This window comes from Acidovorax sp. HDW3 (genome assembly GCF_011303755.1).
Lineage (GTDB): Bacteria > Pseudomonadota > Gammaproteobacteria > Burkholderiales > Burkholderiaceae_C > Paenacidovorax.
The window spans coordinates 1,977,034-1,998,653 of sequence record NZ_CP049885.1 but is presented as its reverse complement, the minus strand read 5'-3'; the positions used below and the strand labels follow the sequence as shown (position 1 = coordinate 1,998,653).

The following is a 21,620-nucleotide window of genomic DNA, read 5'->3' as shown; positions in this document are numbered from 1 at the left end:
AAAAGGCCGCTCAAGCATGGTGCTTGGGCGGCCTTTGTTTTTTTGGGGGGCGCGGTTTACAGCTCGGCAATCAACTCGATTTCAACGCAGGCGCCCAGCGGAATTTGCGCCACGCCAAAGGCGCTGCGTGCGTGCTTGCCCTTGTCGCCAAACACCTGGCCGAGCAGCTCGCTGGCGCCGTTGGTCACCAGGTGCTGCTCGGTGTAGTCGCCGGTGGAGTTGACCAGGCTCATGAGCTTGACGATGCGCTTGACGCGGTTGAGGTCACCGCCGCAGGCTGCTTGCAGCGTGCCCATCAGCTCGATGGCGATGGCGCGGGCAGCCGCCTGGCCTTGCTCGGTCGTCATGTCGCGCCCGAGCTGGCCCACCCAGGGCTTGCCGTCTTTGCGGGCGATGTGGCCACTGAGGAAAACCAGATTGCCGCTTTGCACGTAGGGCACATAAGCTGCGGCGGGCACGGCCACGGGCGGCAGGCTGATGTCCTGGGCTTTGAGTTGTTCATAGACGTTCATGGTCAGGTCTCCAATGGGCGAACAAAGAAAACGGCAAGTGTTACATAGCTGCAGGCCGGTGCCAGCATGAGGCCACAGCGCCTGCCCTGGCTTCTGTGCGGCCTGCTCGCCGGGGTGGCGCTGCAGCTGCAGCAGCCGCAGCTGTGGCCCGCGCCGGGCTATGCCGGCCTGTTGGGCATGGGGCTGCTGCTGGGCGTGCCCGCCTGGCGCGCGCATCGGCCCTGGGCTTGCCTGCTGGCCGCCGCCCTCGCCATGGCTGGGGCCACTGGACTGCGCGCCGGGGCTTATTTGGCCGAGGCCCTGAACCCCGCGCTGGAGGGCCAGGAGCTGCGCCTGCGCGGCACGATTGCCGCCATGCCCCAGGTGAATGCCTGGGGGCTGCGCTTTCGCTTCGTACCCGAAGGGGCCTGGCTGGACGGGGAAATCCAGCGCGTGCCGCCGCTGCTGGAGCTGGGCTGGTACGCCGAACCGGGTGCGGGTGCTGCCGACTTGCCCTTTCTCCAGGCGGGCCAGCAGTGGGATTTGAGCGTGCGCTTGAAAGCGCCACACGGCGCGCGCAATCCGCACGGTTTTGACTACGAACTCTGGCAGTGGGAGCAGGGGGTGCAGGCCGTGGGCACGGTGCGCACGGGCGCCCACGCGCAGCCGCCGCAGCTGCGCAGCAGCAGCTGGCGCTACCCGGTGGAGCGCCTGCGCCAGAGCGTGCGCGATGCCATCGTGCAGCGGCTGGCGCCCGCGCCACACGCGAGCGTGCAGGCGCAGCAGCAGGCGCTGCGCAGCGCCGGGGTGGTGGCAGCGCTGGTCACGGGCGACCAGCGCGCCATTGAACGGGCCGATTGGGATCTCTTTCGGGCCACCGGAGTCGCCCACTTGATGAGTATTTCGGGCCTGCACATTACGTTGTTTGCCTGGCTGGCGCAGGCGCTGGTGGGTTGGCTTTGGCGGCGCAGTCCGCGCCTGTGCCTGCGCTGGCCGGCGCCGCATGTGGCATTGCTCGGTGGTGGTTTGCTGGCCGCGGGCTATGCGCTGTTTTCGGGCTGGGGCGTGCCGGCGCAGCGCACGGTGCTGATGCTCGCGGGCGTTGCGGCGCTGCGCCTGGCGGGGCTGCGCTGGCCTTGGCCGCTGACTTGGCTGTTGGTCTGTGCGCTGGTGCTGCTGGCCGATCCTTGGGCCTTGCTGCAGGCCGGATTTTGGCTCAGCTTTATCGCTGTGGGTGTTTTGTTTGCTAGCAATACGATAGCTGCTCACGCTGATTCAGAAAGGGCTAGAGGCGTTTTTGGCGTGATAAGAGGGTTTTTGCGCGAGCAGGGGTTGATGACGCTGGCATTGATGCCGCTGACGCTGTTGCTGTTTGGCCAGGTGTCGTTGGTGGGCGCCGTGGCGAATCTGCTGGCCATTCCGTGGGTCACGTTTGTCATCACACCGCTGGCGCTGCTGGGGTTGCTGGTGCCGCCGCTGTGGCAGGTGGCAGCCTGGTGCATGGAGCCTTTGCTGCACGTGCTGCAATGGTTTGCGCGTTGGCCGGGGGCTGTGCTGGCCTTGCCGGCTGCGCCCCTGTGGGCGGGGCTGCTGGCGGTGCTGGGCGGGCTGTGGCTGGCGCTGCGCGGGCCGCTGCGCGTGCTGGGGCTGCCGCTGATGTGGCCGGCGCTGTGCTGGCAGCCAGCAGCCCCGGCCTGGGGCGAATTTTCTTTGTTGGCCGCCGATGTGGGCCAGGGCAATGCGGTGCTGGTGCGCACCGCGCAGCACAGCCTGCTCTACGACAGCGGGCCGCGCTACGGTATGCACAGCGATGCCGGTGCGCGGGTGCTGGTGCCGTTGTTGCAGGCCCAGGGGGTGCGCCTCGATTGGCTGATGCTCAGCCACAGCGACAGTGACCATACCGGCGGCGCACAGGCGCTGCTGCAGGCCCAGCCGCAAGCGCTGCTGCACGGCGCCGATGCCCCTGGGCGCGCGGCCGATCAGCCCTGCACCGCTGGCCAGCGGTGGCAATGGGATGGGGTGGAGTTGGAGGTGCTGCACCCTCTGCCCAGCGGGGTGCAAGCCGTGCGGCCCAACGCGCGCAGTTGCGTGCTGCGCATCCGCAGCGCGCAGGGGCGCGTGGCGCTGTTGGTGGGCGACATTGAACGGCGCGAGGAGCAGGCGCTGCTCGCGCGCGGCGCCCCCCTGGCCGCGCAGTGGCTGCTGGTGCCGCACCACGGTAGCCAGACATCGTCGTCGGCTGAGTTCATTGCCGCCGTGGCGCCGCGCTGGGCCTTGGTGCAGGCGGGGTATCGCAACCGTTTTGGCCATCCGGCGCCATCGGTGCAGGCGCGCTACGCGGCGGCGGGGGTACCGCTGGTGGCCCAGCCCGACTGTGGTGCGGCGCAGTGGTCGTCGGCGCAGCCGCAGGCGCTGGTGTGCGAGCGTGAGCAGGCGCGGCGCTATTGGCAACATCGCTGACGTGGGGTTGAAATCCGCGCACAATCGAGGGCTATTGATTTTTCTTTCGCTTTCGCGTGTATAGGCCCCGGGCACAGCTCCCGCTGCCGTTCTTGAGCCCCATGTCAGCCCCCTCTCGCAATACCTTGATCGACACGATCAAGGGCTTGGCCTGCGCCACCATCGTCGCCCACCACCTGGCTTTTTACGGTCCCATGTCCGACAGCGCCTATGGCCTGGCGCCGCATTTGATCGACTGGCTGGCCGAATATGGCCGCATGGCAGTGCAGTTGTTTTTGGTGTTGGGTGGTTTTTTGGCGGCGGCCAGCCTGGCCCCTGCCGGGCGGTGGCGCGGTGGCGCTGTAGCGCCTTTGTTGCTGCGCCGTTTTGTGCGCTTGGTCGTGCCCTACGCCGTGGCGCTGCTGGTGGCGGTGTTGGTGGCGGCCTTGGTGCGGCCCTTTTTTGCGCACCATTCGGTACCGGGTGAGCCCAGTTTGCAGCAGCTGCTGGCCAATGCCTTGCTGCTGCAAGACATTGTGGGCGAGGAGGCGCTATCGGCCGGCGTGTGGTATGTGGCGATTGATTTTCAGCTCTTTGCCTGCGCCGTGCTGCTGCTGGCGCTGCTGCAGCGTGCGCCCGCCTGGGCCCAGCGCAGCGCGCCGCTGTGGGTGGCGCTGGCGGCGGCCCTGTCGCTGTGGTGGTTCAACCGCCAGCCAGAGCTGGATATGTGGGCCTGGTATTTCTGGGGTGCTTACGGCCTGGGTATGTGCGCCTACTGGGCCAGCCGGGGGCGCCGTGCCCTGTGGTGGACCTTGGGCCTGGCTTTGATGGGGGGGCTGGCCTTGTGGCTGCAGTGGCGCGACCGCGTGGCCTTGGCGCTGGGGTTTTCTCTTTTGCTTTTGTGGGTTCAGCGCTGGGGGTGGCGCTTGCCGCAGGGCGGGGGGCTGCAGCGCCTGGGGCAGATATCGTACTCGGTGTTTTTGGTGCACTTTCCGATTTGCCTGCTGGTCAACGCCGTCTTTCACCAGCTTTGGCCCGAGGCGCCCTGGCTGAATCTGCTGGGCATGGTGCTGGCTTTTGGCCTGTCGCTGGCCGCCGGGCGCGAACTGTACCGGCGGGTGGAGAGCCATGTGCCCAGCTGGCGTCTGGCGCTGCGCTGGCAGGCCAGCCTGGTGGGCACTGGGATGCTGGTGGCCCTGGCCAGCAACCAGTTGTAGGAGCGTGTTTACGCTCTAATCAGCGGTGCAGCTCGCCCGCGCTCTCGGGCTGGTACACCACTTCCTTGACGCGCACCGTCATGGCCTTGCCGCCGGGGCCGGGCCAGGCGAGCTCGTCGCCCACCGACAGGCCCAGCAGGGCGCTGCCCACGGGGGCGAAGATGGAGACGCGGTCAGCGCTGCCGTCCATGTCGCGTGGATACACCAGGGTCAGGCAAAACTCCTTGCCGGTTTCGGCAATGGTGAACTTCACCGTCGAATTCATGGTGACCAGGTGCGGCGGGATGTCTTCGGGGGCGAGCACGTCGGCGCGGTCGAGTTCGGCTTGCAGTTCGGCCTTGCCAGGAAAGGCGCTGGCGGGAATGGCGGCGAGCAGTGCTTCGATGCGGTCGAGGTCGAGCGAGGACAGGATGATCTGGGGTTTTTGGCGCGCCATGGCGTTCTCTCCGTCGGGGTTTTTTGAAGGCGAAAAGGCCAGACTGTATCAAGGCTGGCGGCAAGGCGCAAAGACGTCGCGCGTGCCGTCGTAGGCGCTGGTGTGCACGTCGAGCAGCCCGAGCACGGAATGAAAGTAGTCATCGTGCGAGATTTCGCGCGTGCGCCAGTCCTGCTGCAGGCAGCCGGTGGCCGTGCGCGTGCGCTCTTGCATGGCGGGCGAGAGCCAGGCCAGCCAGGGCACGTGCTTTTGTGTGTCGGGCGCAATGGCGTAGGGCAGGCCGTGCAGGTAGAGGTTGTTCTCGCCCAGCGATTCGCCGTGGTCAGACACGTAGAGCAGGGCGCTTGCGCCGCTGCGCTGGCCCAGCCATTCGATGCTGGCGTTGAGGAAAGCGTCGGTCGCCAAAATGGAGTTGTCGTAGGCGTTGACGACTTCTTCGCGCGTGCATTGCTGCAGGGCATTGGTCTGGCATTCGGGCAGGAATTTTTTCTGCGCTGGCAGCGAGCGTTTGGCGTAGGCCGGGCCGTGGCTGCCCATCTGGTGCAACACCACCACAGTGCCGCGCGCGCGCTGCTCGGCCGGCAGGGCGTCGATATGCGCTTGCAGGTCGCGCAGCATGATGGGGTCCTGGCATTCGCCGCCGGGACACCACTGGGGGTCGTGCAGGGCGCTGGTGCTGATTTCGGTGACGCGGTCGCACACACCTTTGCAGCCCGATTGGTTGTCCACCCACAGCACCGCCAGGCCGGCGTGCTGCAGCACGTCGAGCAGGCCCTCGGCATTGCTCTTGCGCTGCCCGTATGCGCTGCGCCCCAGGTGCGAGAACATGCACGGCAGCGAGGCAGCGGTGCTGGTGCCGCAAGCCCAGGCGTTGGGGGCGTTGGCGATGTCGCTGCGCGCTTGCAGCTGCGGTGTGGTGGCGCGGGCGTAGCCGTCAAGACCAAAATTGGCCGCGCGTGCCGTCTCGCCCACCACCAGCAGCAGCAGGGGCGCCGTCGCCTGGCTCTGATAGCTCGTGCCCAGCTGGGCGTCGCGCCCAAGGGGGGCCAGGGTGCGGGTATCCATTTGCAGCGGCTTGGTCGCCAGATCGAACACGGCATACAGGCTGTTGAGGGGGTTGATGAGATAGCGCAGCTGCGTGTGGTTGCGCATGGTGGCGGCAAAGTCCTGGAACACCAGCAGCAAGCTGGCCAACCCCACCAGTACGGCAGCGGTGATGAACAGGGCGCGCTGCCATAGTTGGCGCCACCAGCCCAGGGGGCGCAGCCGCTGGCGCATGAGCCACAGCAGCGGCGGCGCGGCCAGCAGCAGCAGGGCAGCGGCCATGCGCCAGTTGAGCAGATCACCCGCTTCGCGCGGGTCGGTCTGTAGTACGTTGACCAGCATGGTGGTGTCGATGACGATGCCATAGCTGGCCATGAAGTACACGCCGCTGGCCGCCGTCAGCAATGCCAACGCCAGCACCGGCTTGAGCAGTCGCCCCCAGGCGAGCAGGCCGAGTACGGCAGCGTTACCCGCTGCAATCAACACGAAAAAAGCCAGGCCAAAACCCCAACCACGCAGGCCCTGCACGGCAGGCAGGGCCGCCACGGCCTGCCACAGCGGCAGGTTGCACAGGCTGGCCAGCCAGACGCTGGTGGCTGCGATCAATAAATGGGGGTGGCGTGTGGGAGCCGCAGGGGCGGAGCGCAGGGAGCGCGAGAACAGGGCGAACATGGGCGCGGATTATCGGCCCCGGGGCGAAAAAAAACCGCAGGGCGGGCCTGCGGTTTGGTGCGCGCTAGGGTTTTGGCGCTTACTTGACGTCGCGGCGCGGCGAGCCGGTGAAGAGCTGGCGCGGACGACCGATCTTGTACTCGGGGTCAGCGATCATTTCGTTGAGCTGGGCAATCCAGCCGACGGTGCGCGCCAGCGCGAAGATGCCGGTGAACAGCTTGGTCGGGATGCCGATGGCGCGCTGCACGATGCCGGAGTAGAAGTCCACGTTCGGGTAGAGCTTGCGCTGCACGAAGTAGTCGTCTTCCAGGGCGATTTTTTCGAGCTGCTTGGCCAGCGCGAACAGCGGATCGTTCTCCAGGCCCAGTTCCTTGAGCACCTCGTCGCAGGTCTCTTGCATGAGCTTGGCGCGCGGGTCGTAGTTCTTGTACACGCGGTGGCCAAAGCCCATGAGCTTGACGCCGCTGTTCTTGTCCTTGACCTTTTCCATGAACTCGCCCACCTTGGAGACGCCGCCCATGGCCTGAATTTCTTCGAGCATGTTCAGGCAAGCCTCGTTGGCACCGCCGTGGGCCGGGCCCCACAGGCAGGCCACGCCGGCGGCAATGGCGGCGAACGGGTTGGTGCCCGAGGAGCCGCACAGGCGCACGGTGGAGGTGGAGGCGTTTTGCTCGTGGTCGGCGTGCAGGATGAAGATGCGATCCATCGCCTTTTCCAGCACCGGGTTGACCTTGTAGTCCTCGCACGGCGTGCCGAACATCATGCGCAGGAAGTTGCCGGCGTACGACAGGTCGTTGCGCGGGTACATGAAGGGCTCACCCTTGCCGTACTTGTAGGCCATGGCGACCAGCGTTGGCATCTTCGAGATCAGGCGGATGGCGGCGATCTCGCGGTGCTGCGGGTTATTGATGTCGGTGCTGTCGTGGTAGAAGGCCGACATGGCGCCCACCAGGCCGGTCAGCACGGCCATGGGGTGGGCGTCGCGGCGGAAACCGCGCAGGAAGAACTGCATCTGCTCGTTCACCATGGTGTGCTTGAGCACCAGCTTGTGGAAGTCGCCGCGCTGGCCTTCGTTGGGCAGCTCGCCGTTGAGCAGCAGGTAGCAGGTGTCGAGGTAGTCGCACTTTTGCGCCAGTTGCTCGATGGGGTAGCCACGGTAGAGCAGCTCGCCCTTGTCGCCGTCGATGTAGGTGATGGCCGACTGGCAGGACGCGGTCGAGAGAAAGCCCGGGTCGTAGGTGAACATGCCGGTCTGGCCGTAGAGCTTGCGGATGTCGATGACGTCCGGACCGATGTTGCCTTGGTAGACGGGCAGATCGATGCTCGGGCTACCGTTGCTGAACGAGAGCGTTGCTTTGTTGTCAGCCAGTTTCATTTCCAATTTCCTTACTAAAGTTAACCCAGGGGCGAGGGGGCGGGGCGGCGAATGAGTTCGAGCAGTTGGCGCACGGCGGCCGTGTCCTGCACGCCGCTGGGCTCCTTGCGGCGCAGCAGCAGGTCGAGCAGGTCGTTGTCCGAGAGGTCCATCAGCAGGGCCAGGGCTTGCGCCTGGCCGTGCGTCAGAGCCTGGCCGTGGCGGGCGAAAAACTGCTCGATGAAGAGGTCGTTTTCCACCAGACCCCGGCGGCAGCGCCAGCGGATGACGCTGCGTTCGCGTTCGTCGAGCAGTTGATCGTCAGCAGCCATGGCGTCAGATGGTGCGGCGCGCCATCAATTCCTTGATCTTGCCGATCGCGCGCGTCGGGTTCAGGCCCTTGGGGCACACGTCCACGCAGTTCATGATCGAGTGGCAGCGGAACAGGCGGTAGGGGTCTTCGAGGTTATCGAGGCGTGCGCCGGTGGCATCGTCGCGGCTGTCGGCGATGAAGCGGTAGGCCTGCAGCAGGCCGGCCGGGCCGACGAACTTGTCTGGGTTCCACCAGAAGCTCGGGCAGCTGGTGGAGCAGCTGGCGCACAAAATGCACTCGTACAGGCCGTTGAGCTCTTCGCGTTCCTCGGGCGATTGCAGGCGTTCCTTGAAGGGCGAGGCCGGCGTTTCGTTGATGAGGTAGGGCTTGATGGAGTGGTACTGCTTGAAGAACTGCGTCATGTCCACGATCAGGTCGCGGATCACCGGCAGGCCCGGCAGGGGCTTGAGAACAATCGTGCCCGGCAGGGTGTTCATGTTCGTCAGGCAGGCCAGGCCGTTTTTGCCGTTGATGTTCATCGCGTCCGAACCGCACACGCCTTCACGGCAGGAACGGCGGTAGGACAGCGAGGGATCGACGGCCTTGAGCTTGAGCAGGGCATCGAGCAACATGCGCTCGTGGCCGTCGAGTTCGACTTCGACGGTCTGCATGTACGGCTTGCTGTCTTTGTCCGGGTCGTAGCGGTAGATTTGAAAAGTACGCTTCATGGTGTGTTTCTCTCGTGGGACTGCCGGATGCTTAGAAGGTGCGCACCTTGGGCGGAATGCTCTCCACCGTCAGGGGCTTCATGTTCACGGGCTTGTAGCTCAGGCTGTTGCTGGCGCTGTGCCACAGGGTGTGCTTGAGCCATTCCTTGTCGTTGCGACCGAGCGGGAAGTTGGCGTGGTCGGCCGGGTGCTCGTAGTCGTATACGGTGTGCGCGCCCCGGCATTCGTGGCGGGCGGCGGCGCTGGTCATGGTGGCCTGGGCGACTTCCATCAGGTTGTCCACCTCCAGCGCTTCCATGCGGGCGGTGTTCCAGACCTTGGATTTGTCCTTGAGCGTGACGCTGCCGACCTTGCCGCGCAGGGCGTTGATCTTGACCACGCCTTCGTCCATACCCTTTTGCGTGCGGAACACGCCAGCGTGCTGCTGCATGGTGGCGCGGATTTCGTTTGCCAGGTCCTGGGCGTAGACGCCGTCCTTGGAGTCTTCGAGGGCGTTCAGGCGTGCCAGGGTGCGGTCAGCGCCGTTGGTCGGCATGGGCTGGAACTCGCCGTAGCCGCCGACGAATTCGACGATGTGCTTGCCGGCGGACTTGCCGAACACCAGCAGGTCGAGCAGCGAGTTGGTGCCCAGGCGGTTGGCGCCGTGCACCGACACGGCGGCACATTCGCCCACGGCGTACAGGCCCTTGACGACGTCGTTGCCTTCGCCGTTCCAGACCACGACCTGGCCGTGGATGTTGGTCGGGATGCCGCCCATCTGGTAGTGGATGGTGGGCACGACCGGGATCGGCTCCTTGGTGATATCGACGTTGGCGAAGTTGTGGCCGATCTCTTCCACCGACGGCAGGCGTTTGCGGATGGTGTCCGCGCCCAGGTGGTCGAGCTTCATCAGGATGTAGTCCTTGTTCGGACCGCAGCCACGGCCTTCCTTGATCTCCTGGTCCATGGAGCGCGAGACGAAGTCACGCGGCGCCAGGTCCTTCAAGGTGGGCGCGTAGCGCTCCATGAAGCGTTCGCCGTCGCTATTCAAAAGAATAGCGCCCTCGCCACGGCAGCCTTCGGTCAGCAGCACGCCGGCGCCGGCGACGCCGGTGGGGTGGAACTGCCAGAACTCCAGATCCTGCAGCGGAATGCCGGCGCGCGCCGCCATGCCCAGGCCGTCGCCGGTGTTGATGAAGGCGTTGGTCGAAGCCTGGAAGATGCGGCCGGCGCCGCCCGTGGCCAGCAGCACAGCCTTGGCGTGCAGCTCGTACAGGTCGCCCGTTTCCAGTTCCAGGGCGGTCACGCCCACCACGTCGCCAGCCTCGTTGCGGATCAGGTCCAGGGCCATCCACTCGACGAAGAAGTTGGTTTTGGACTCGACGTTCTTCTGGTACAGCGTGTGCAGCATGGCGTGGCCGGTGCGGTCGGCTGCGGCGCAGGCGCGTTGCACGGGCTTCTCGCCGTAGTTGGCGGTGTGGCCGCCGAAGGGGCGCTGGTAGATGGTGCCGTCGGGGTTGCGGTCGAACGGCATACCGAAGTGTTCGAGCTCGATCACCACGTTCGGTGCTTCGCGGCACATGAATTCCACGGCATCCTGGTCGGACAGCCAGTCGCCGCCCTTGATGGTGTCGTAGAAGTGGTAGTGCCAGTTGTCCTCGCTCATGTTGCCCAGCGAGGCGGAGACGCCGCCTTGTGCGGCGACGGTATGCGAGCGCGTGGGGAACACTTTGGACAGGCAGGCCACGTTCAGGCCGGCGCGCGCGAGTTCGAGCGAGGCGCGCATACCGGAGCCGCCGGCGCCAACGATGACGACGTCGAACTTGCGCTTGGTGATATTGGCTTTGGAGTAGCTCATTGTTGTGCTTTCATGCGTGGATGCGGTGTGCCTGGATCACAGGCGCCACAGAACCTGGAAGGCCCAGCCGGTGCAGCCGACCAGCCAGACGATGGTGAAGGACTGCAGCAGCAGGCGCAGGCCATCGGGGCGGGCATAGTCCATCCACACGTTGCGCACGCCGACCCAGACGTGCCAGGCCAGGGCGATGATGGTGGCGAAGGTGATGAACTTCATCCACTGTGCGGCAAAAATGCCAGCCCACAGTTCATAGCCGATGGGGCCCTTGCTGAACACGATTTGCGCCAGCAGCGCGAAGGTGAAGAGCACCATCACGATGCCGCTGATGCGCTGCACCAGCCAGTCGCGCACGCCATAGTGGGCGCCGGAGACGGTGCGCTTGGAGCCGTAGGTCACGGACATGGTGTATTTCCTTTGCTAGCAAAAATCAGTACAGACCAAACAGCTTGGCGCCCAGCACCAGGGTCAGCGCAATGCTCACGACCAGGGTGACGACGGCAGACTGACGGCCAAAGTCTTTGGAAACCAGGTCGTGGTTGATGTCCATCATGACGTGGCGCATACCCGCGATCAGGTGGTGCAGGTACGACCAGATCAGCGCCAGTGCCACGAGCTTGACGAACCAGCCTGGGATGAAGCCCAGGCCAACGCTGAAGGCAGCACTGAACTTGGCAAACGAGATCTCCGACGACAGCGAGGTATCGAGCAGCCAGATCACGAAGGGCAGCAGCAAGAACATGATCATGCCGCTGGCGCGATGCAAGATAGAGACCCAGCCGGCCAGCGGCAGACGGTAGGTTCTCACGTCCTTGAAGATGTTGATGTTGCGGAACTCGGGCCGCTTCTTGGCAATTTCTGTCATGGCAAGTGCTTTCTCGTGGAGGTAACTGCGCTGTAATCACGCCTAGGCAAACAGCGCAAAATTCTATTGCAACGCAATAAACGGGGGCTTACAAAAACCGCGTTTTTATGCCGGATGTGGAACATACCTAGCTTGTATCAAGGTATGCGGCGAATTCAGTTGAGGGCATTGCGGTAGTGATGGGTGTCGGTGCGGTACAGGCCGCGCCGTAACTCCATCGGAACATCGTTGTAGGTATAGGCCAGGCGTTCGACGGAGAGCAGCGGCGTGGCGCAGTCCACGGCCAGCAGCTGCGCCTGCTCGGCATCGGGCAGCACGGCGCGCAGTTTTTCTTCGGCGCGCACCATGCGCACGCCAAAGTCGAGCTCAAACATGGCGTAGGTGGCGCCGGGGTAGGCGGCCATGTGCTGCGCGCTCAGGCCCTTGAAGGCGTGGCCGGGCAGCCAGATGTCTTCCAAGATGGTGGGGGTGCCGGCAAAGTCGAGCACGCGGCGCACCTGCATGGCGGCGTCGCCGGTGCGCAGCTGCAAAAGGCGCGCCACTTCGGCGCTGGCGCGCACGCGCTTGCAGTCGATGATGCGCCGCTGCGCTGGGCCTTCTTCGCTGACGTCGCCCTGGTCGGGCTGCAGGCGCAAAAAGCGGTACTGCACTTGTTGTTCGGCGTGCGTGGCCACAAACGTGCCCTTGCCCTGGCGGCGCACCACCAGGTTGTCGGCGGCAAGCTCGTCGATGGCCTTGCGCACCGTGCCCTGGCTGACGCGAAAGCGCGCCGCCAGCTCCATCTCGCTCGGGATGGCCTCGCCCGGCTTCCATTCGCCGGCCTGCAGGCTTTGCAGGATCAGATCCTTGATTTGCTGGTACAGCGGGCTGAACGCGGGGGTGATTTGGCCCGCGCCGCTGGGTGCAGCGGCGGCTTCCGTGAGGGCGGGCGGGGTCTGGGTCATGGTGGCAAAAGCGGGGTGCGCGCCATGGTGCACGACAGTCCGCTGAATGTCTAATCATATCTTATATAAGACATAAGACAAATTGACTGAGGCACTGATTCGGCAGTACACTCGGCCCCTGTTTTGCAGGGCGCGCGCTGCTGGTGACAGACGTGGGTGCGGGGCCTTGCACCACACCGTTTTTTTACCCCTGATCGGAGTCTCACCATGAGCAAAAAGCCCGTCCGCGTAGCCGTTACCGGCGCTGCTGGCCAAATCGGTTATGCCCTCCTGTTCCGCATCGCCTCCGGCGAAATGCTGGGCAAGGACCAGCCCGTCATCCTGCAACTGCTCGAAATTCCGGACGAAAAAGCCCAGAACGCGCTCAAGGGCGTGATCATGGAACTCGAAGACTGCGCCTTCCCGCTGCTGGCTGGCATCGAGGCCCACGCCGACCCCATGACCGCCTTCAAGGACACCGATTACGCCCTGCTCGTCGGCGCCCGCCCGCGCGGCCCCGGCATGGAGCGCGCTGACCTGCTGGCCGCCAACGCCCAGATTTTCACCGCCCAGGGCAAGGCCCTGAACGCCGTGGCCTCGCGCAATGTGCGCGTGCTGGTGGTGGGCAACCCCGCCAACACCAACGCCTACATCGCCATGAAGAGCGCGCCCGACCTGCCGCGCGAGAACTTCACCGCCATGCTGCGCCTGGACCACAACCGCGCTGCTTCGCAAATCGCCACCAAGATCGGCTGCGCCGTGGGCGACATCGAGAAGCTGGCCGTGTGGGGCAACCACTCGCCCACCATGTACGCCGACTACCGCTTTGCCACCGTGGGCGGCAAGTCCGTCAAGGACACCATCAACGACCACGACTGGAACGCCAACACCTTCTTGCCCACCGTGGGCAAGCGCGGCGCGGCCATCATCGCTGCACGCGGCCTGTCGTCGGCGGCCTCGGCTGCCAACGCCGCCATCGACCACATGCGCGACTGGGCCCTGGGCACCAACGGCAAGTGGGTCACCATGGGCATCCCGTCCAACGGCGAATACGGCATCCCCAAGGACGTGATGTTCGGCTACCCCGTCACCTGCGAAGGCGGCAAGTACACCATCGTCAAGGACCTGCCGATCGACGCCTTCAGCCAGGAATGCATCAACAAGACCCTGGCCGAGCTGCAGGGCGAGCAGGACGGCGTGAAGCACCTGCTGTAAAAATGATAGCTGCTCGCGCTTGATGAATAAGGGTTGCGGCATGAAATGTGCCGCAAACCCTTGTCAGGCCTGCGCAAGCAGCTCTCTTTTTAATCAGAGACATCCTGTGGCCGCCTGCGCCCCCGGGGCCGCCACACGATTTTTTTGAGCCTGCTGTCCCCTTCGTCCCTTTTGCTCCCTTCGCTTTTTGGCCCCTGCACCCATGACCGCTGCCCCCCACCCCAAAGAGATTCTGCTTGGCGCCCAGGCCGGCGCCGTCTCTTTGCCGGTGTGCGACCACTACAGCGGAGCGCCCGAGCGTATGCGCAAAAGCCTGCAGCTGCAGGCGCAGATGCAGGCCGAGTTGGGGCGCTGCGTGTTCGACGTCACCCTGGACTGTGAAGACGGCGCCCCCGTCGGCGCCGAGGCCGCGCACGCCGCCCTGGTGGCCGCTCTGGTGCTGGCCGAGGCCGCGCCCGGCGCCCGCGTGGCGGTGCGCGTGCACCCGGTGGACCACCCCGCCTTTGGCGCGGACGTGGCCACCATCGTGGGCCGCGCCGGCCAGCGCCTGTGCCACCTCATGCTGCCCAAGGTCGAGTCGCCAGCCGATATCGAACGCGCCGTGCGGGCCGTGGACGCCGCCGGTGCCCCGCAGCTGCCGCTGCACGCGCTCATCGAATCGCCCGCCGCCGTGCACCGCGCCTTTGACATTGCCGCGCACCCGCGCGTGCAAAGCCTGAGCTTTGGCCTGATGGATTTCGTCTCGGCCCACGGCGGGGCGATCCCCGCCGCCGCCATGGGCGTGCAGGGCCAGTTCAGCCACCCCCTGGTGCTGCGCGCCAAGCTGGAGGTGGCCAGCGCCTGCCATGCCCACGGCAAAGTGCCCTCGCACTGCGTGGTCACGGAATTTTCCAACCCCCAGGCGCTGGAAACGGCCGCGCGCCGCGCTGCGCAGGAGCTGGGCTACACCCGCATGTGGAGCATCCACCCGGGGCAGATTCGCCCCATCCTCGCCGCCTTTGCGCCCGAGGCCAGTGCCGTCGAAGAAGCCGCGTACATCCTGCTGGCCGCAGCCGCTGCCGATTGGGCGCCCATCAACCACGCCGGCGTGCTGCACGACCGCGCCAGCTACCGTTATTACTGGCAGGTGCTAGAGCGTGCCCAGCAAACCGCTCAAGCATTGCCCGCAGGGGTAAAGCCCTGGTTTTATGATGCGGGCCCTTGTTTTTCTCCGTCGAGTCCGTCATGAAGAAGCTTCTCGCCTGTGCGCTCCTGTTGACCCCTTTGCTGACCCTGGCCGCCCCCGATCAGCCTGCCAAAAACAGCAAGGCTGGCGCTAAAGCCACCCCAACGGCTAAAGCGGCCAAAAATGCCAAGGCTGCAGCGCCCGTAGCGGCGAAAAAAACCGCCGTCAGCAGCCATCAGGCCAAGGCCCCCGCTGCCTCCAAGCACAAGACCGCGCAGCGCGCCGGCGCTGCGGCCACGGCAGCGGCGGTGGCCGCCTCCATGGCCGCCACCGAGGCCGACGCCAAGAGCGCTGAGCTCGCGCCCGAGCAAATGGCGATTGCCGAGCAGGTGCACACCGGCGCCATCGCCTGTGAGCTTGGCGCTTCGGTCAACGTCGCTGCCGACCCCAAGGCGCCCGGGCGCTTCAACGTCACCGGCAAGGGCTTTGCGTACCACATGACCCCGGTGTCGTCCGCCACCGGCGCCATCCGCCTCGAAGACACGCAGCGCGGCGCCGTCTGGCTGCAGATTGCCAATAAATCCATGCTCATGAACCAAAAACTCGGCCAGCGCCTGGCCGACGAATGCATGAGCCCGGCACAGGTCGCCGTGGCCCAGGCCATGAAGATCAATCCCCCGCCCAGCCTGCTGGACAAACCGGCGCCCGCGCCGGCAGAGCAATAAGTTTCGCTTGCCCCACTTTTGAAAACGACTGGAGAAAACATGTTGAAAGCCTACCGCGCCCACGTTGCCGAGCGCGCCGCCCTGGGCATTCCGCCGCTGGCGCTGGACGCCAAGCAGGTCGCCGAGCTGATCGAGCTGATCAAGAACCCGCCCGCCGGTGAAGCCGAATTCCTGCTCGACCTGCTGACCCACCGCGTGCCCCCGGGCGTGGACGACGCGGCCAAGGTCAAGGCCAGCTTCCTCGCTGCCGTGGCGCATGGCGACATCGCGGTCGGCCTGATCTCCAAGGCCAAGGCCACCGAGCTGCTGGGCACCATGGTGGGCGGCTACAACGTGCACCCGCTGATCGAGCTGCTCGACGACGCCGAAGTGGCGGGCGTGGCCGCTGCAGGGCTGAAGAAGACCCTGCTCATGTTCGACTACTTCAACGACGTCGCCGACAAGGCCAAGGCCGGCAATGCCAAGGCCAAGGAAGTGGTGCAAAGCTGGGCCGACGCCGAGTGGTTCACCAGCCGCCCCGAAGTCGAGAAGAAAATCACCGTCACCGTCTTCAAGGTGCCCGGCGAAACCAACACCGACGACCTCTCGCCCGCGCCCGACGCCTGGAGCCGCCCCGACATCCCCATGCACTACCTGGCGATGCTCAAGAACACGCGCCCCGACGCGGCCTTCAAGCCCGAGGAAGACGGCAAGCGCGGCCCGATGCAGTTCATCGACGACCTAAAGAAAAAAGGCCACATCGTTGCCTACGTGGGCGACGTGGTGGGCACGGGTTCGAGCCGCAAGTCGGCCACCAACAGCGTCATCTGGGCCACGGGCGAAGACATTCCCTTCGTGCCCAACAAGCGCTTTGGCGGCGTCACCCTGGGCGGCAAGATTGCCCCCATCTTCTTCAACACGCAGGAAGACTCGGGCTCGCTGCCGATCGAAGTGGACGTCTCCAAGCTGGAAATGGGCGACGTCATCGACGTGCTGCCCTACGAGGGCAAGATCGTCAAGAACGGCGAGACCGTGGCCGAGTTTGCGCTCAAGAGCCAGGTGCTGCTCGACGAAGTGCGCGCCGGTGGCCGTATCAACCTCATCATCGGCCGCAGCCTGACGGCCAAGGCGCGCGAGGCCCTGGGCCTGGCCGCCTCCACCGCCTTCCGCCTGCCTGTGGCGCCGAAGGACAGCGGCAAGGGCTTTACCCTGGCGCAAAAAATGGTCGGCCGTGCCTGCGGCCTACCTGAAGGCCAGGGCATCCGCCCCGGTACCTACTGCGAGCCCAAGATGACCACCGTGGGCAGCCAGGACACCACCGGCCCCATGACCCGCGACGAGCTCAAAGACCTCGCCTGCCTGGGCTTCTCCGCCGACATGGTGATGCAGTCCTTCTGCCACACGGCGGCCTACCCCAAGCCGGTGGATGCCAAGATGCACCGCGAGCTGCCGAACTTCATCGCCAACCGGGGCGGCGTGGCCCTGCGCCCGGGCGACGGCGTGATCCACTCCTGGCTCAACCGCCTGCTGCTGCCCGACACCGTGGGCACGGGCGGCGACTCGCACACGCGCTTCCCCATCGGCATCAGCTTCCCCGCAGGCTCGGGCCTGGTGGCCTTTGGCGCCGCCACGGGCGTGATGCCGCTCGATATGCCCGAATCCGTGCTGGTGCGCTTTAAGGGCGAGCTGCAGCCGGGTGTCACGCTGCGCGACCTGGTGCACGCCATTCCGCTGTACGCCATCAAGCAAGGGCTCCTGACCGTGGCCAAGGCCGGCAAGATCAACGTCTTCTCCGGCAAGGTGCTGGAAATCGAAGGCCTGCCGGACCTGAAAGTGGAGCAGGCGTTTGAACTGTCGGACGCCTCCGCCGAGCGCAGCGCCGCAGGTTGCACCATCAAGCTCAACCCCGAGCCGATCAAGGAATACCTGCGCTCCAACATCGTGCTGATGAAGAACATGATCGCCGACGGCTACCAGGACGCCAAGACCCTGGCGCGCCGCATCGAGAAGGTCGAAGCCTGGCTGGCCAAGCCCGACCTGCTCGAAGCCGACAAGGACGCCGAGTACGCCGCCGTGATCGAGATCGACCTGGCCGACATCAAGGAACCCATCGTCTGCTGCCCCAACGACCCGGACGACGCCAAGTTCCTGTCCGAAGTCGCCGGCACCAAGATCGACGAAGCCTTCATCGGCTCGTGCATGACCAACATCGGCCACTTCCGTGCTGCTGCCAAGCTGCTGGGCGGCCAGCGTGACATCCCCACCAAGCTGTGGATTGCCCCGCCGACCAAGATGGACCAGAACGAGCTGCTCAAGGAAGGCCACTACGCCGCTTTTGGCACGGCTGGCGCACGCACCGAAATGCCCGGCTGCTCGCTGTGCATGGGCAACCAGGCGCAGGTGCATGAAGGTGCGACGGTGATTTCCACCTCCACCCGCAACTTCCCCAACCGCCTGGGCAAGAACACCAACGTGTTCCTGGGCAGCGCCGAGCTCACCGCCATCGCCTCGCGCCTGGGCAAGCTCCCCACCAAGGAGGAGTACCTCCAGGAAATGGGCGTGATCGACGCTGACAAGGCCAGCGTGTACCGCTACATGAACTTCGACCAGATCGAGGAATACGCCGAAGTGGCCAAGGCCGTGTAAGCGTTCGCGCCCAGGCTTCTGCACCACCCCGCCCCGGCCTCGGCCCGGGCGGGTTTTTTTATCGTTGGCAGGCCGGCCCTGGCGCGTGCCACCGGCCTGGGGCAGGCCACAATAGCCGGTTTTGCGCGTTTTCTCTGCCAGCCGATCCCATGTTCTTTTTCATCCCCGACTCCCTGCGCCGCCATGTGCCTGCCGCCGCCTACGACCGTGGCCTGCTCCTGTTTCGCGGGCGCAAGGTGCTCGCTTGCAGCCTGGAGCTGGTGTCGGAGCGGCGCTGGAGCATCGAGGGTGAGGTTCAGGGCACGCAATTCGAGCCCTATGAGGTGCAGTTAACGGTGCAGCTCGACGGGCGCGGTGGTGTGGCCCAATTTGCCAGCGACTGCACCTGCCCCGTCGGCGCCGATTGCAAGCACGGCGTTGCCCTGGTGTTGCAGGCAGCGGCGCAACAGGGGGTGAATGCGCTGCAGGGCGGGGCCGTGCCGCAGCGTGCCCCGGACCCGGGACTGCACGCGGCGCAGGAGGTGGCGCACTGGCTCGATCGCCTCGACGAATTGGCGCCGGCGGCCGAGGCCGCCGTGCACAGCCTGCAGGCCGGCGAGGAATACCCCCTCTACCTGTTGCGCCACCAGCGCGTGCGCGGTGGTACCGAGCAGCTGGCGCTGCACTGGCGTGTTGCCCGCTGGGGGCAGCGCGGCGGCTGGAACAAGTCGCGCAGCCCGGGCTACAGCACGGTGTATACGCTCGAATCCTTGCGCCAAGCGGGGCCGGACCGCGATTGCGTGCGAGCGATCGAGGCGCTCGCCGGGGGCCATGCCGGCCACGGCAGCAGCGCCGACTGCATGTTGCAAGGCGCCATTGGGCGCCTGCTGCTGCAGACCGCCGCCAGCACGGGGCGCCTGTTCCTGTGCGACGACGTCGGTCAGATGGTAGGTGCCCCCCTGTACTGGGAGGAGGGGCGCAGCCTTGACTGGCGGTGGCAGGAGCAGCCAGCGGTGGCGGGCAAGGCACCGGCCCTGTGGCGCTTGCAGCCGCGCTTGCACTCCGCTGCCGATGCCGCTCCTGCGCCCCGCACCGGTGCATTGGGTTGGGCGCAACCGTTTTTCATCCATGCCGGCCCGCCGGCATTGTTCGTCGATGGCGTGCAGGGCTGCTGCGGCACCCTGGCCTTGCCCGATGGGCTCAACGCCGGGCAACTGGCGCTGCTGCTGGCGGCCCCCCCCATGCCAGCCAACAGTTTCCACGATTCCCAGGGACGGCTGCTGCAGCGCATGGCGCCGTTGTCGCTGCCGCCGCAGGTGCAGGCCCCCGAGCCCTGGCCCCAGGTACCGCCCCGGGCGGTGCTGCAGCTGGCCCTGGCGCCAGCCGAAGAGCGGCGCCGGCATGGGTTGGTCGTGGCGGTGCTGCGCTTTGACTATGCCGGCTTGCGTGGCTGGTGGAGCCAGCCCGGCGCGCAGGTGGTGATGCCCCGGCCTGGCGGTGATGGCCCGCCCGTGCTGCTCACGCGCGACCTGTCGGCCGAGGCCGCTGCCTGCGCGCAGCTGCAGCTGCTGGGCCTGCAGGCACAAGGGCAGGGTGGGTTTGGGCGGCCCGATACCCGCTGCTGGCTCGATTGGGCGCTGCAGGACTGGCAGCCGCTGCGCGCCGCCGGCTTTGTGCTGGAGCTCGATCCTTTGTTGGCGCAATGGGTGCAGCAGGTGGACGACATTGAAGTGCAGATGCAGGTGCAAGACGGCGAATGGGCCGCGCTGACGCCCGATGCGCAGCCAGCCTGGTTCGATCTGTCGCTGGGCATCTACCTCAACGGCGAGCGCCAGGACATCCTGCCCTGGCTGCCCGACTGGCTGGCGCAGGTCGAGCCCGGGCCCGACGGCCCGCAGCTGCCCGACTGGCTATGGCGCGAGCAGGCCGATGGCCGCTGGCTGCGCCTGCCCTCGGCACCGCTCAAGCCCTGGTTGCGTGCCTTGCTGGAGCTGGTGGGCGAGCGCGAACTGCAGGCGCTGCAGGCCGGCCACCTGCGCCTGTCGCGCCTGGAGGCGCTGCGCACTGCCGCCGCTCTGGGCGAGGGCGCGCAGTGGCAGGGCGCCGAGCAGCTGCGCGCCCTGGTCGGGCAGCTCGCCGCTGCCGGCCAGCTGCCCGAGGTGGCGCCGCCGACCGGGCTGCAGGCCGAGCTGCGCCCCTACCAGCGCCAGGGCATGGCCTGGTTGCAGTTTCTGCGCCAGCACCAGTTGGGTGGCGTGCTGGCCGACGACATGGGCCTGGGCAAGACGCTGCAGACCCTGGCGCACCTGTTGTGCGAGCAAGAGGCCGGGCGGCTCGATCGGCCCTGCCTGGTGATTGCGCCGGTCAGCCTGCTGGGCAACTGGCGGCGCGAGGCCGAGCGCTTTGCCCCCAGCCTGCGCACCCGCATCTGGCATGGCCTGGAGCGCCACAGTGGCGACTTCGTACAGGACTGCGACCTGCTGATCGCCCCGTATTCCCTGCTGCAGCGCGACCGCGAGCGCTGGCTCGCGCAGCGTTGGCATGTGCTGGTGCTCGACGAGGCGCAGCACATCAAGAACGCCAGCACCCAGGCGGCGCAGGTGGTGGCGCAAATCGACGCACGCCAGCGCCTGGCCCTGTCGGGCACGCCGCTGGAAAACCACCTGGGTGAGCTCTGGAGCTTGTTCCATTTCCTCATGCCTGGATTCCTGGGCAGCCAGCGGCGCTTTGGCGAGCTGTTTCGCCAGCCGATCGAAAAGCAGGGCGACAGCGAAGCCCTGCTGCGCCTGCGCCAGCGCGTCACGCCCTTCATGCTGCGGCGCACCAAGGTGCTGGTGGCGACGGAGCTGCCGCCTTGCATCGAGAGCGTGACCAGCGTGGAGCTCGACGGCGTGCAGGCCGATTTGTACGAAACCATTCGCCTGGCGACAGAAAAAAGCGTGCGCGATGCCCTGGCCGACAAGGGCCTGGCGCGCTCGCAGATCCAGGTGCTCGATGCGCTTTTGAAGCTGCGCCAGGTCTGCTGCGACCCGCGTTTGGTAAAAACCAGCGCCGCTGCCAAGGCGCGGCATTCGGCCAAGCTGGAACTGTTGATGGAGCTGCTCACCGAGATGCTGGCCGAGGGCCGGCGCGTGCTGCTGTTCTCGCAGTTCACCAGCATGTTGACGTTGATCGAGGAACGCCTGCAGGCCGCTGGCCTGGCGTGGACCAAACTCACCGGCCAGACGCAAAAACGCGAGGCCGCGATCGCACGCTTTACCAGTGGCGAGGTGCCGCTGTTCCTCATCAGCCTCAAGGCCGGCGGCACCGGGCTGAACCTGCCCCAGGCCGACACCGTGATCCACTACGACCCCTGGTGGAACCCGGCAGTGGAGGCCCAGGCCACCGGGCGCGCGCACCGTATCGGCCAGGAAAACCAGGTCATGGTCTACAAGCTCGTGGCCAGCGGCACGATTGAGGAGCGCATCCTGGCGCTGCAGGAGCGCAAGGCCGCCCTGGCGGCGGGCCTGCTCGCTGGCGCCACTGGGCGTGGGCAGCCGCTTTTCACCGAAAACGATCTGGCCGAGCTGCTGCGCCCGCTGGGCAGCTGAACGGC

The 21,620-nt window shown here is 66.3% G+C and carries 17 protein-coding genes; 7 read left to right on the top strand and 10 right to left on the bottom strand.

Going from position 1 to position 21,620, the window contains the following annotated elements; translation table 11 throughout:
- Window positions 1-56: 56 nt before the first annotated feature.
- Window positions 57-512 (bottom strand): RidA family protein, encoded by a 456-nt coding sequence (locus G7045_RS09130; protein WP_166159339.1) that lies wholly within the window; start codon window positions 510-512, stop codon window positions 57-59.
- A gap of 66 nt (window positions 513-578) precedes the next feature.
- Here G7045_RS09130 and G7045_RS09125 point away from each other — a divergent pair, with 66 nt between their 5' ends.
- Together G7045_RS09125 and G7045_RS09120 are read left to right on the top strand one after the other, a co-directional pair.
- Window positions 579-2,951, top strand: coding sequence for a DNA internalization-related competence protein ComEC/Rec2 (locus tag G7045_RS09125; protein ID WP_166159338.1), 2,373 nt, complete (start codon window positions 579-581; stop codon window positions 2,949-2,951).
- A 101-nt stretch (window positions 2,952-3,052) separates the two neighbouring features.
- Window positions 3,053-4,147: an acyltransferase gene (locus G7045_RS09120; RefSeq protein ID WP_166159337.1), complete on the top strand. Its 1,095-nt coding sequence runs from the start codon at window positions 3,053-3,055 to the stop codon at window positions 4,145-4,147.
- A gap of 19 nt (window positions 4,148-4,166) precedes the next feature.
- Here G7045_RS09120 and rnk read toward each other — a convergent pair whose 3' ends face one another.
- The 9 genes from rnk to G7045_RS09075 form a co-directional block, all read right to left on the bottom strand.
- The gene (rnk, locus tag G7045_RS09115) at window positions 4,167-4,583 is read right to left on the bottom strand and encodes a nucleoside diphosphate kinase regulator (RefSeq protein ID WP_166159336.1); all 417 of its coding nucleotides are present in this window, start codon (window positions 4,581-4,583) and stop codon (window positions 4,167-4,169) included.
- A gap of 48 nt (window positions 4,584-4,631) precedes the next feature.
- Entirely contained in the window at window positions 4,632-6,299 is a 1,668-nt protein-coding gene (locus G7045_RS09110) for a phosphoethanolamine transferase (RefSeq protein ID WP_166159335.1), read from the bottom strand.
- A gap of 79 nt (window positions 6,300-6,378) precedes the next feature.
- Complete coding sequence (gene gltA, locus G7045_RS09105; protein WP_166159334.1) at window positions 6,379-7,674, bottom strand: citrate synthase; 1,296 nt, start codon at window positions 7,672-7,674, stop codon at window positions 6,379-6,381.
- A 20-nt stretch (window positions 7,675-7,694) separates the two neighbouring features.
- Window positions 7,695-7,985, bottom strand: a complete 291-nt coding sequence (locus G7045_RS09100; protein WP_166159333.1) for a succinate dehydrogenase assembly factor 2 — start codon at window positions 7,983-7,985, stop codon at window positions 7,695-7,697.
- A 4-nt stretch (window positions 7,986-7,989) separates the two neighbouring features.
- On the bottom strand, window positions 7,990-8,694 hold the full coding sequence (locus tag G7045_RS09095) for a succinate dehydrogenase iron-sulfur subunit (RefSeq protein ID WP_166159332.1): 705 nt from the start codon (window positions 8,692-8,694) through the stop codon (window positions 7,990-7,992).
- Window positions 8,695-8,725: 31 nt separating this feature from the next.
- Entirely contained in the window at window positions 8,726-10,531 is a 1,806-nt protein-coding gene (gene sdhA / locus G7045_RS09090; RefSeq protein ID WP_166159331.1) for a succinate dehydrogenase flavoprotein subunit, read from the bottom strand.
- 36 nt (window positions 10,532-10,567) lie between these two features.
- Entirely contained in the window at window positions 10,568-10,933 is a 366-nt protein-coding gene (gene sdhD / locus G7045_RS09085) for a succinate dehydrogenase, hydrophobic membrane anchor protein (protein WP_166159330.1), read from the bottom strand.
- A gap of 25 nt (window positions 10,934-10,958) precedes the next feature.
- Window positions 10,959-11,393 carry a succinate dehydrogenase, cytochrome b556 subunit gene (gene sdhC, locus G7045_RS09080; protein WP_166159329.1) on the bottom strand — a complete coding sequence of 145 codons (435 nt, stop codon included), beginning with the start codon at window positions 11,391-11,393 and terminating at the stop codon, window positions 10,959-10,961.
- A gap of 155 nt (window positions 11,394-11,548) precedes the next feature.
- Window positions 11,549-12,337 carry a GntR family transcriptional regulator gene (locus tag G7045_RS09075; RefSeq protein ID WP_166159328.1) on the bottom strand — a complete coding sequence of 263 codons (789 nt, stop codon included), beginning with the start codon at window positions 12,335-12,337 and terminating at the stop codon, window positions 11,549-11,551.
- A 207-nt stretch (window positions 12,338-12,544) separates the two neighbouring features.
- Here G7045_RS09075 and G7045_RS09070 point away from each other — a divergent pair, with 207 nt between their 5' ends.
- The 5 genes from G7045_RS09070 to G7045_RS09050 all read left to right on the top strand — a co-directional run bounded on the left by G7045_RS09070 (window position 12,545) and on the right by G7045_RS09050 (window position 21,615).
- Window positions 12,545-13,531 carry a malate dehydrogenase gene (locus G7045_RS09070; protein ID WP_166159327.1) on the top strand — a complete coding sequence of 329 codons (987 nt, stop codon included), beginning with the start codon at window positions 12,545-12,547 and terminating at the stop codon, window positions 13,529-13,531.
- A gap of 202 nt (window positions 13,532-13,733) precedes the next feature.
- Entirely contained in the window at window positions 13,734-14,759 is a 1,026-nt protein-coding gene (locus G7045_RS09065) for a CoA ester lyase (RefSeq protein ID WP_166159326.1), read from the top strand.
- Window positions 14,756-15,421 carry a hypothetical protein gene (locus tag G7045_RS09060; RefSeq protein WP_166159325.1) on the top strand — a complete coding sequence of 222 codons (666 nt, stop codon included), beginning with the start codon at window positions 14,756-14,758 and terminating at the stop codon, window positions 15,419-15,421. The genes G7045_RS09065 and G7045_RS09060 overlap by 4 nt, the downstream gene beginning before the upstream one ends.
- Before the next feature lie 39 nt (window positions 15,422-15,460).
- Window positions 15,461-18,046: a bifunctional aconitate hydratase 2/2-methylisocitrate dehydratase gene (gene acnB / locus G7045_RS09055; protein ID WP_166159324.1), complete on the top strand. Its 2,586-nt coding sequence runs from the start codon at window positions 15,461-15,463 to the stop codon at window positions 18,044-18,046.
- A gap of 149 nt (window positions 18,047-18,195) precedes the next feature.
- Complete coding sequence (locus G7045_RS09050; RefSeq protein WP_166159323.1) at window positions 18,196-21,615, top strand: DEAD/DEAH box helicase; 3,420 nt, start codon at window positions 18,196-18,198, stop codon at window positions 21,613-21,615.
- The last annotated feature ends 5 nt before the right edge of the window (window positions 21,616-21,620 follow it).

Excerpts from the sequence above, each read along its gene's own strand:
- G7045_RS09130 (WP_166159339.1), bottom strand. The coding sequence starts at position 512 with ATGAACGTCTATGAACAACTCAAAGCCCAGGACATCAGCCTGCCGCCC.
- G7045_RS09125 (WP_166159338.1), top strand. The coding sequence starts at position 579 with ATGAGGCCACAGCGCCTGCCCTGGCTTCTGTGCGGCCTGCTCGCCGGG.
- G7045_RS09120 (WP_166159337.1), top strand. The coding sequence starts at position 3,053 with ATGTCAGCCCCCTCTCGCAATACCTTGATCGACACGATCAAGGGCTTG.
- rnk (WP_166159336.1), bottom strand. The coding sequence starts at position 4,583 with ATGGCGCGCCAAAAACCCCAGATCATCCTGTCCTCGCTCGACCTCGAC.
- G7045_RS09110 (WP_166159335.1), bottom strand. The coding sequence starts at position 6,299 with ATGTTCGCCCTGTTCTCGCGCTCCCTGCGCTCCGCCCCTGCGGCTCCC.
- gltA (WP_166159334.1), bottom strand. The coding sequence starts at position 7,674 with ATGAAACTGGCTGACAACAAAGCAACGCTCTCGTTCAGCAACGGTAGC.
- G7045_RS09100 (WP_166159333.1), bottom strand. The coding sequence starts at position 7,985 with ATGGCTGCTGACGATCAACTGCTCGACGAACGCGAACGCAGCGTCATC.
- G7045_RS09095 (WP_166159332.1), bottom strand. The coding sequence starts at position 8,694 with ATGAAGCGTACTTTTCAAATCTACCGCTACGACCCGGACAAAGACAGC.
- sdhA (WP_166159331.1), bottom strand. The coding sequence starts at position 10,531 with ATGAGCTACTCCAAAGCCAATATCACCAAGCGCAAGTTCGACGTCGTC.
- sdhD (WP_166159330.1), bottom strand. The coding sequence starts at position 10,933 with ATGTCCGTGACCTACGGCTCCAAGCGCACCGTCTCCGGCGCCCACTAT.
- sdhC (WP_166159329.1), bottom strand. The coding sequence starts at position 11,393 with ATGACAGAAATTGCCAAGAAGCGGCCCGAGTTCCGCAACATCAACATC.
- G7045_RS09075 (WP_166159328.1), bottom strand. The coding sequence starts at position 12,337 with ATGACCCAGACCCCGCCCGCCCTCACGGAAGCCGCCGCTGCACCCAGC.
- G7045_RS09070 (WP_166159327.1), top strand. The coding sequence starts at position 12,545 with ATGAGCAAAAAGCCCGTCCGCGTAGCCGTTACCGGCGCTGCTGGCCAA.
- G7045_RS09065 (WP_166159326.1), top strand. The coding sequence starts at position 13,734 with ATGACCGCTGCCCCCCACCCCAAAGAGATTCTGCTTGGCGCCCAGGCC.
- G7045_RS09060 (WP_166159325.1), top strand. The coding sequence starts at position 14,756 with ATGAAGAAGCTTCTCGCCTGTGCGCTCCTGTTGACCCCTTTGCTGACC.
- acnB (WP_166159324.1), top strand. The coding sequence starts at position 15,461 with ATGTTGAAAGCCTACCGCGCCCACGTTGCCGAGCGCGCCGCCCTGGGC.
- G7045_RS09050 (WP_166159323.1), top strand. The coding sequence starts at position 18,196 with ATGTTCTTTTTCATCCCCGACTCCCTGCGCCGCCATGTGCCTGCCGCC.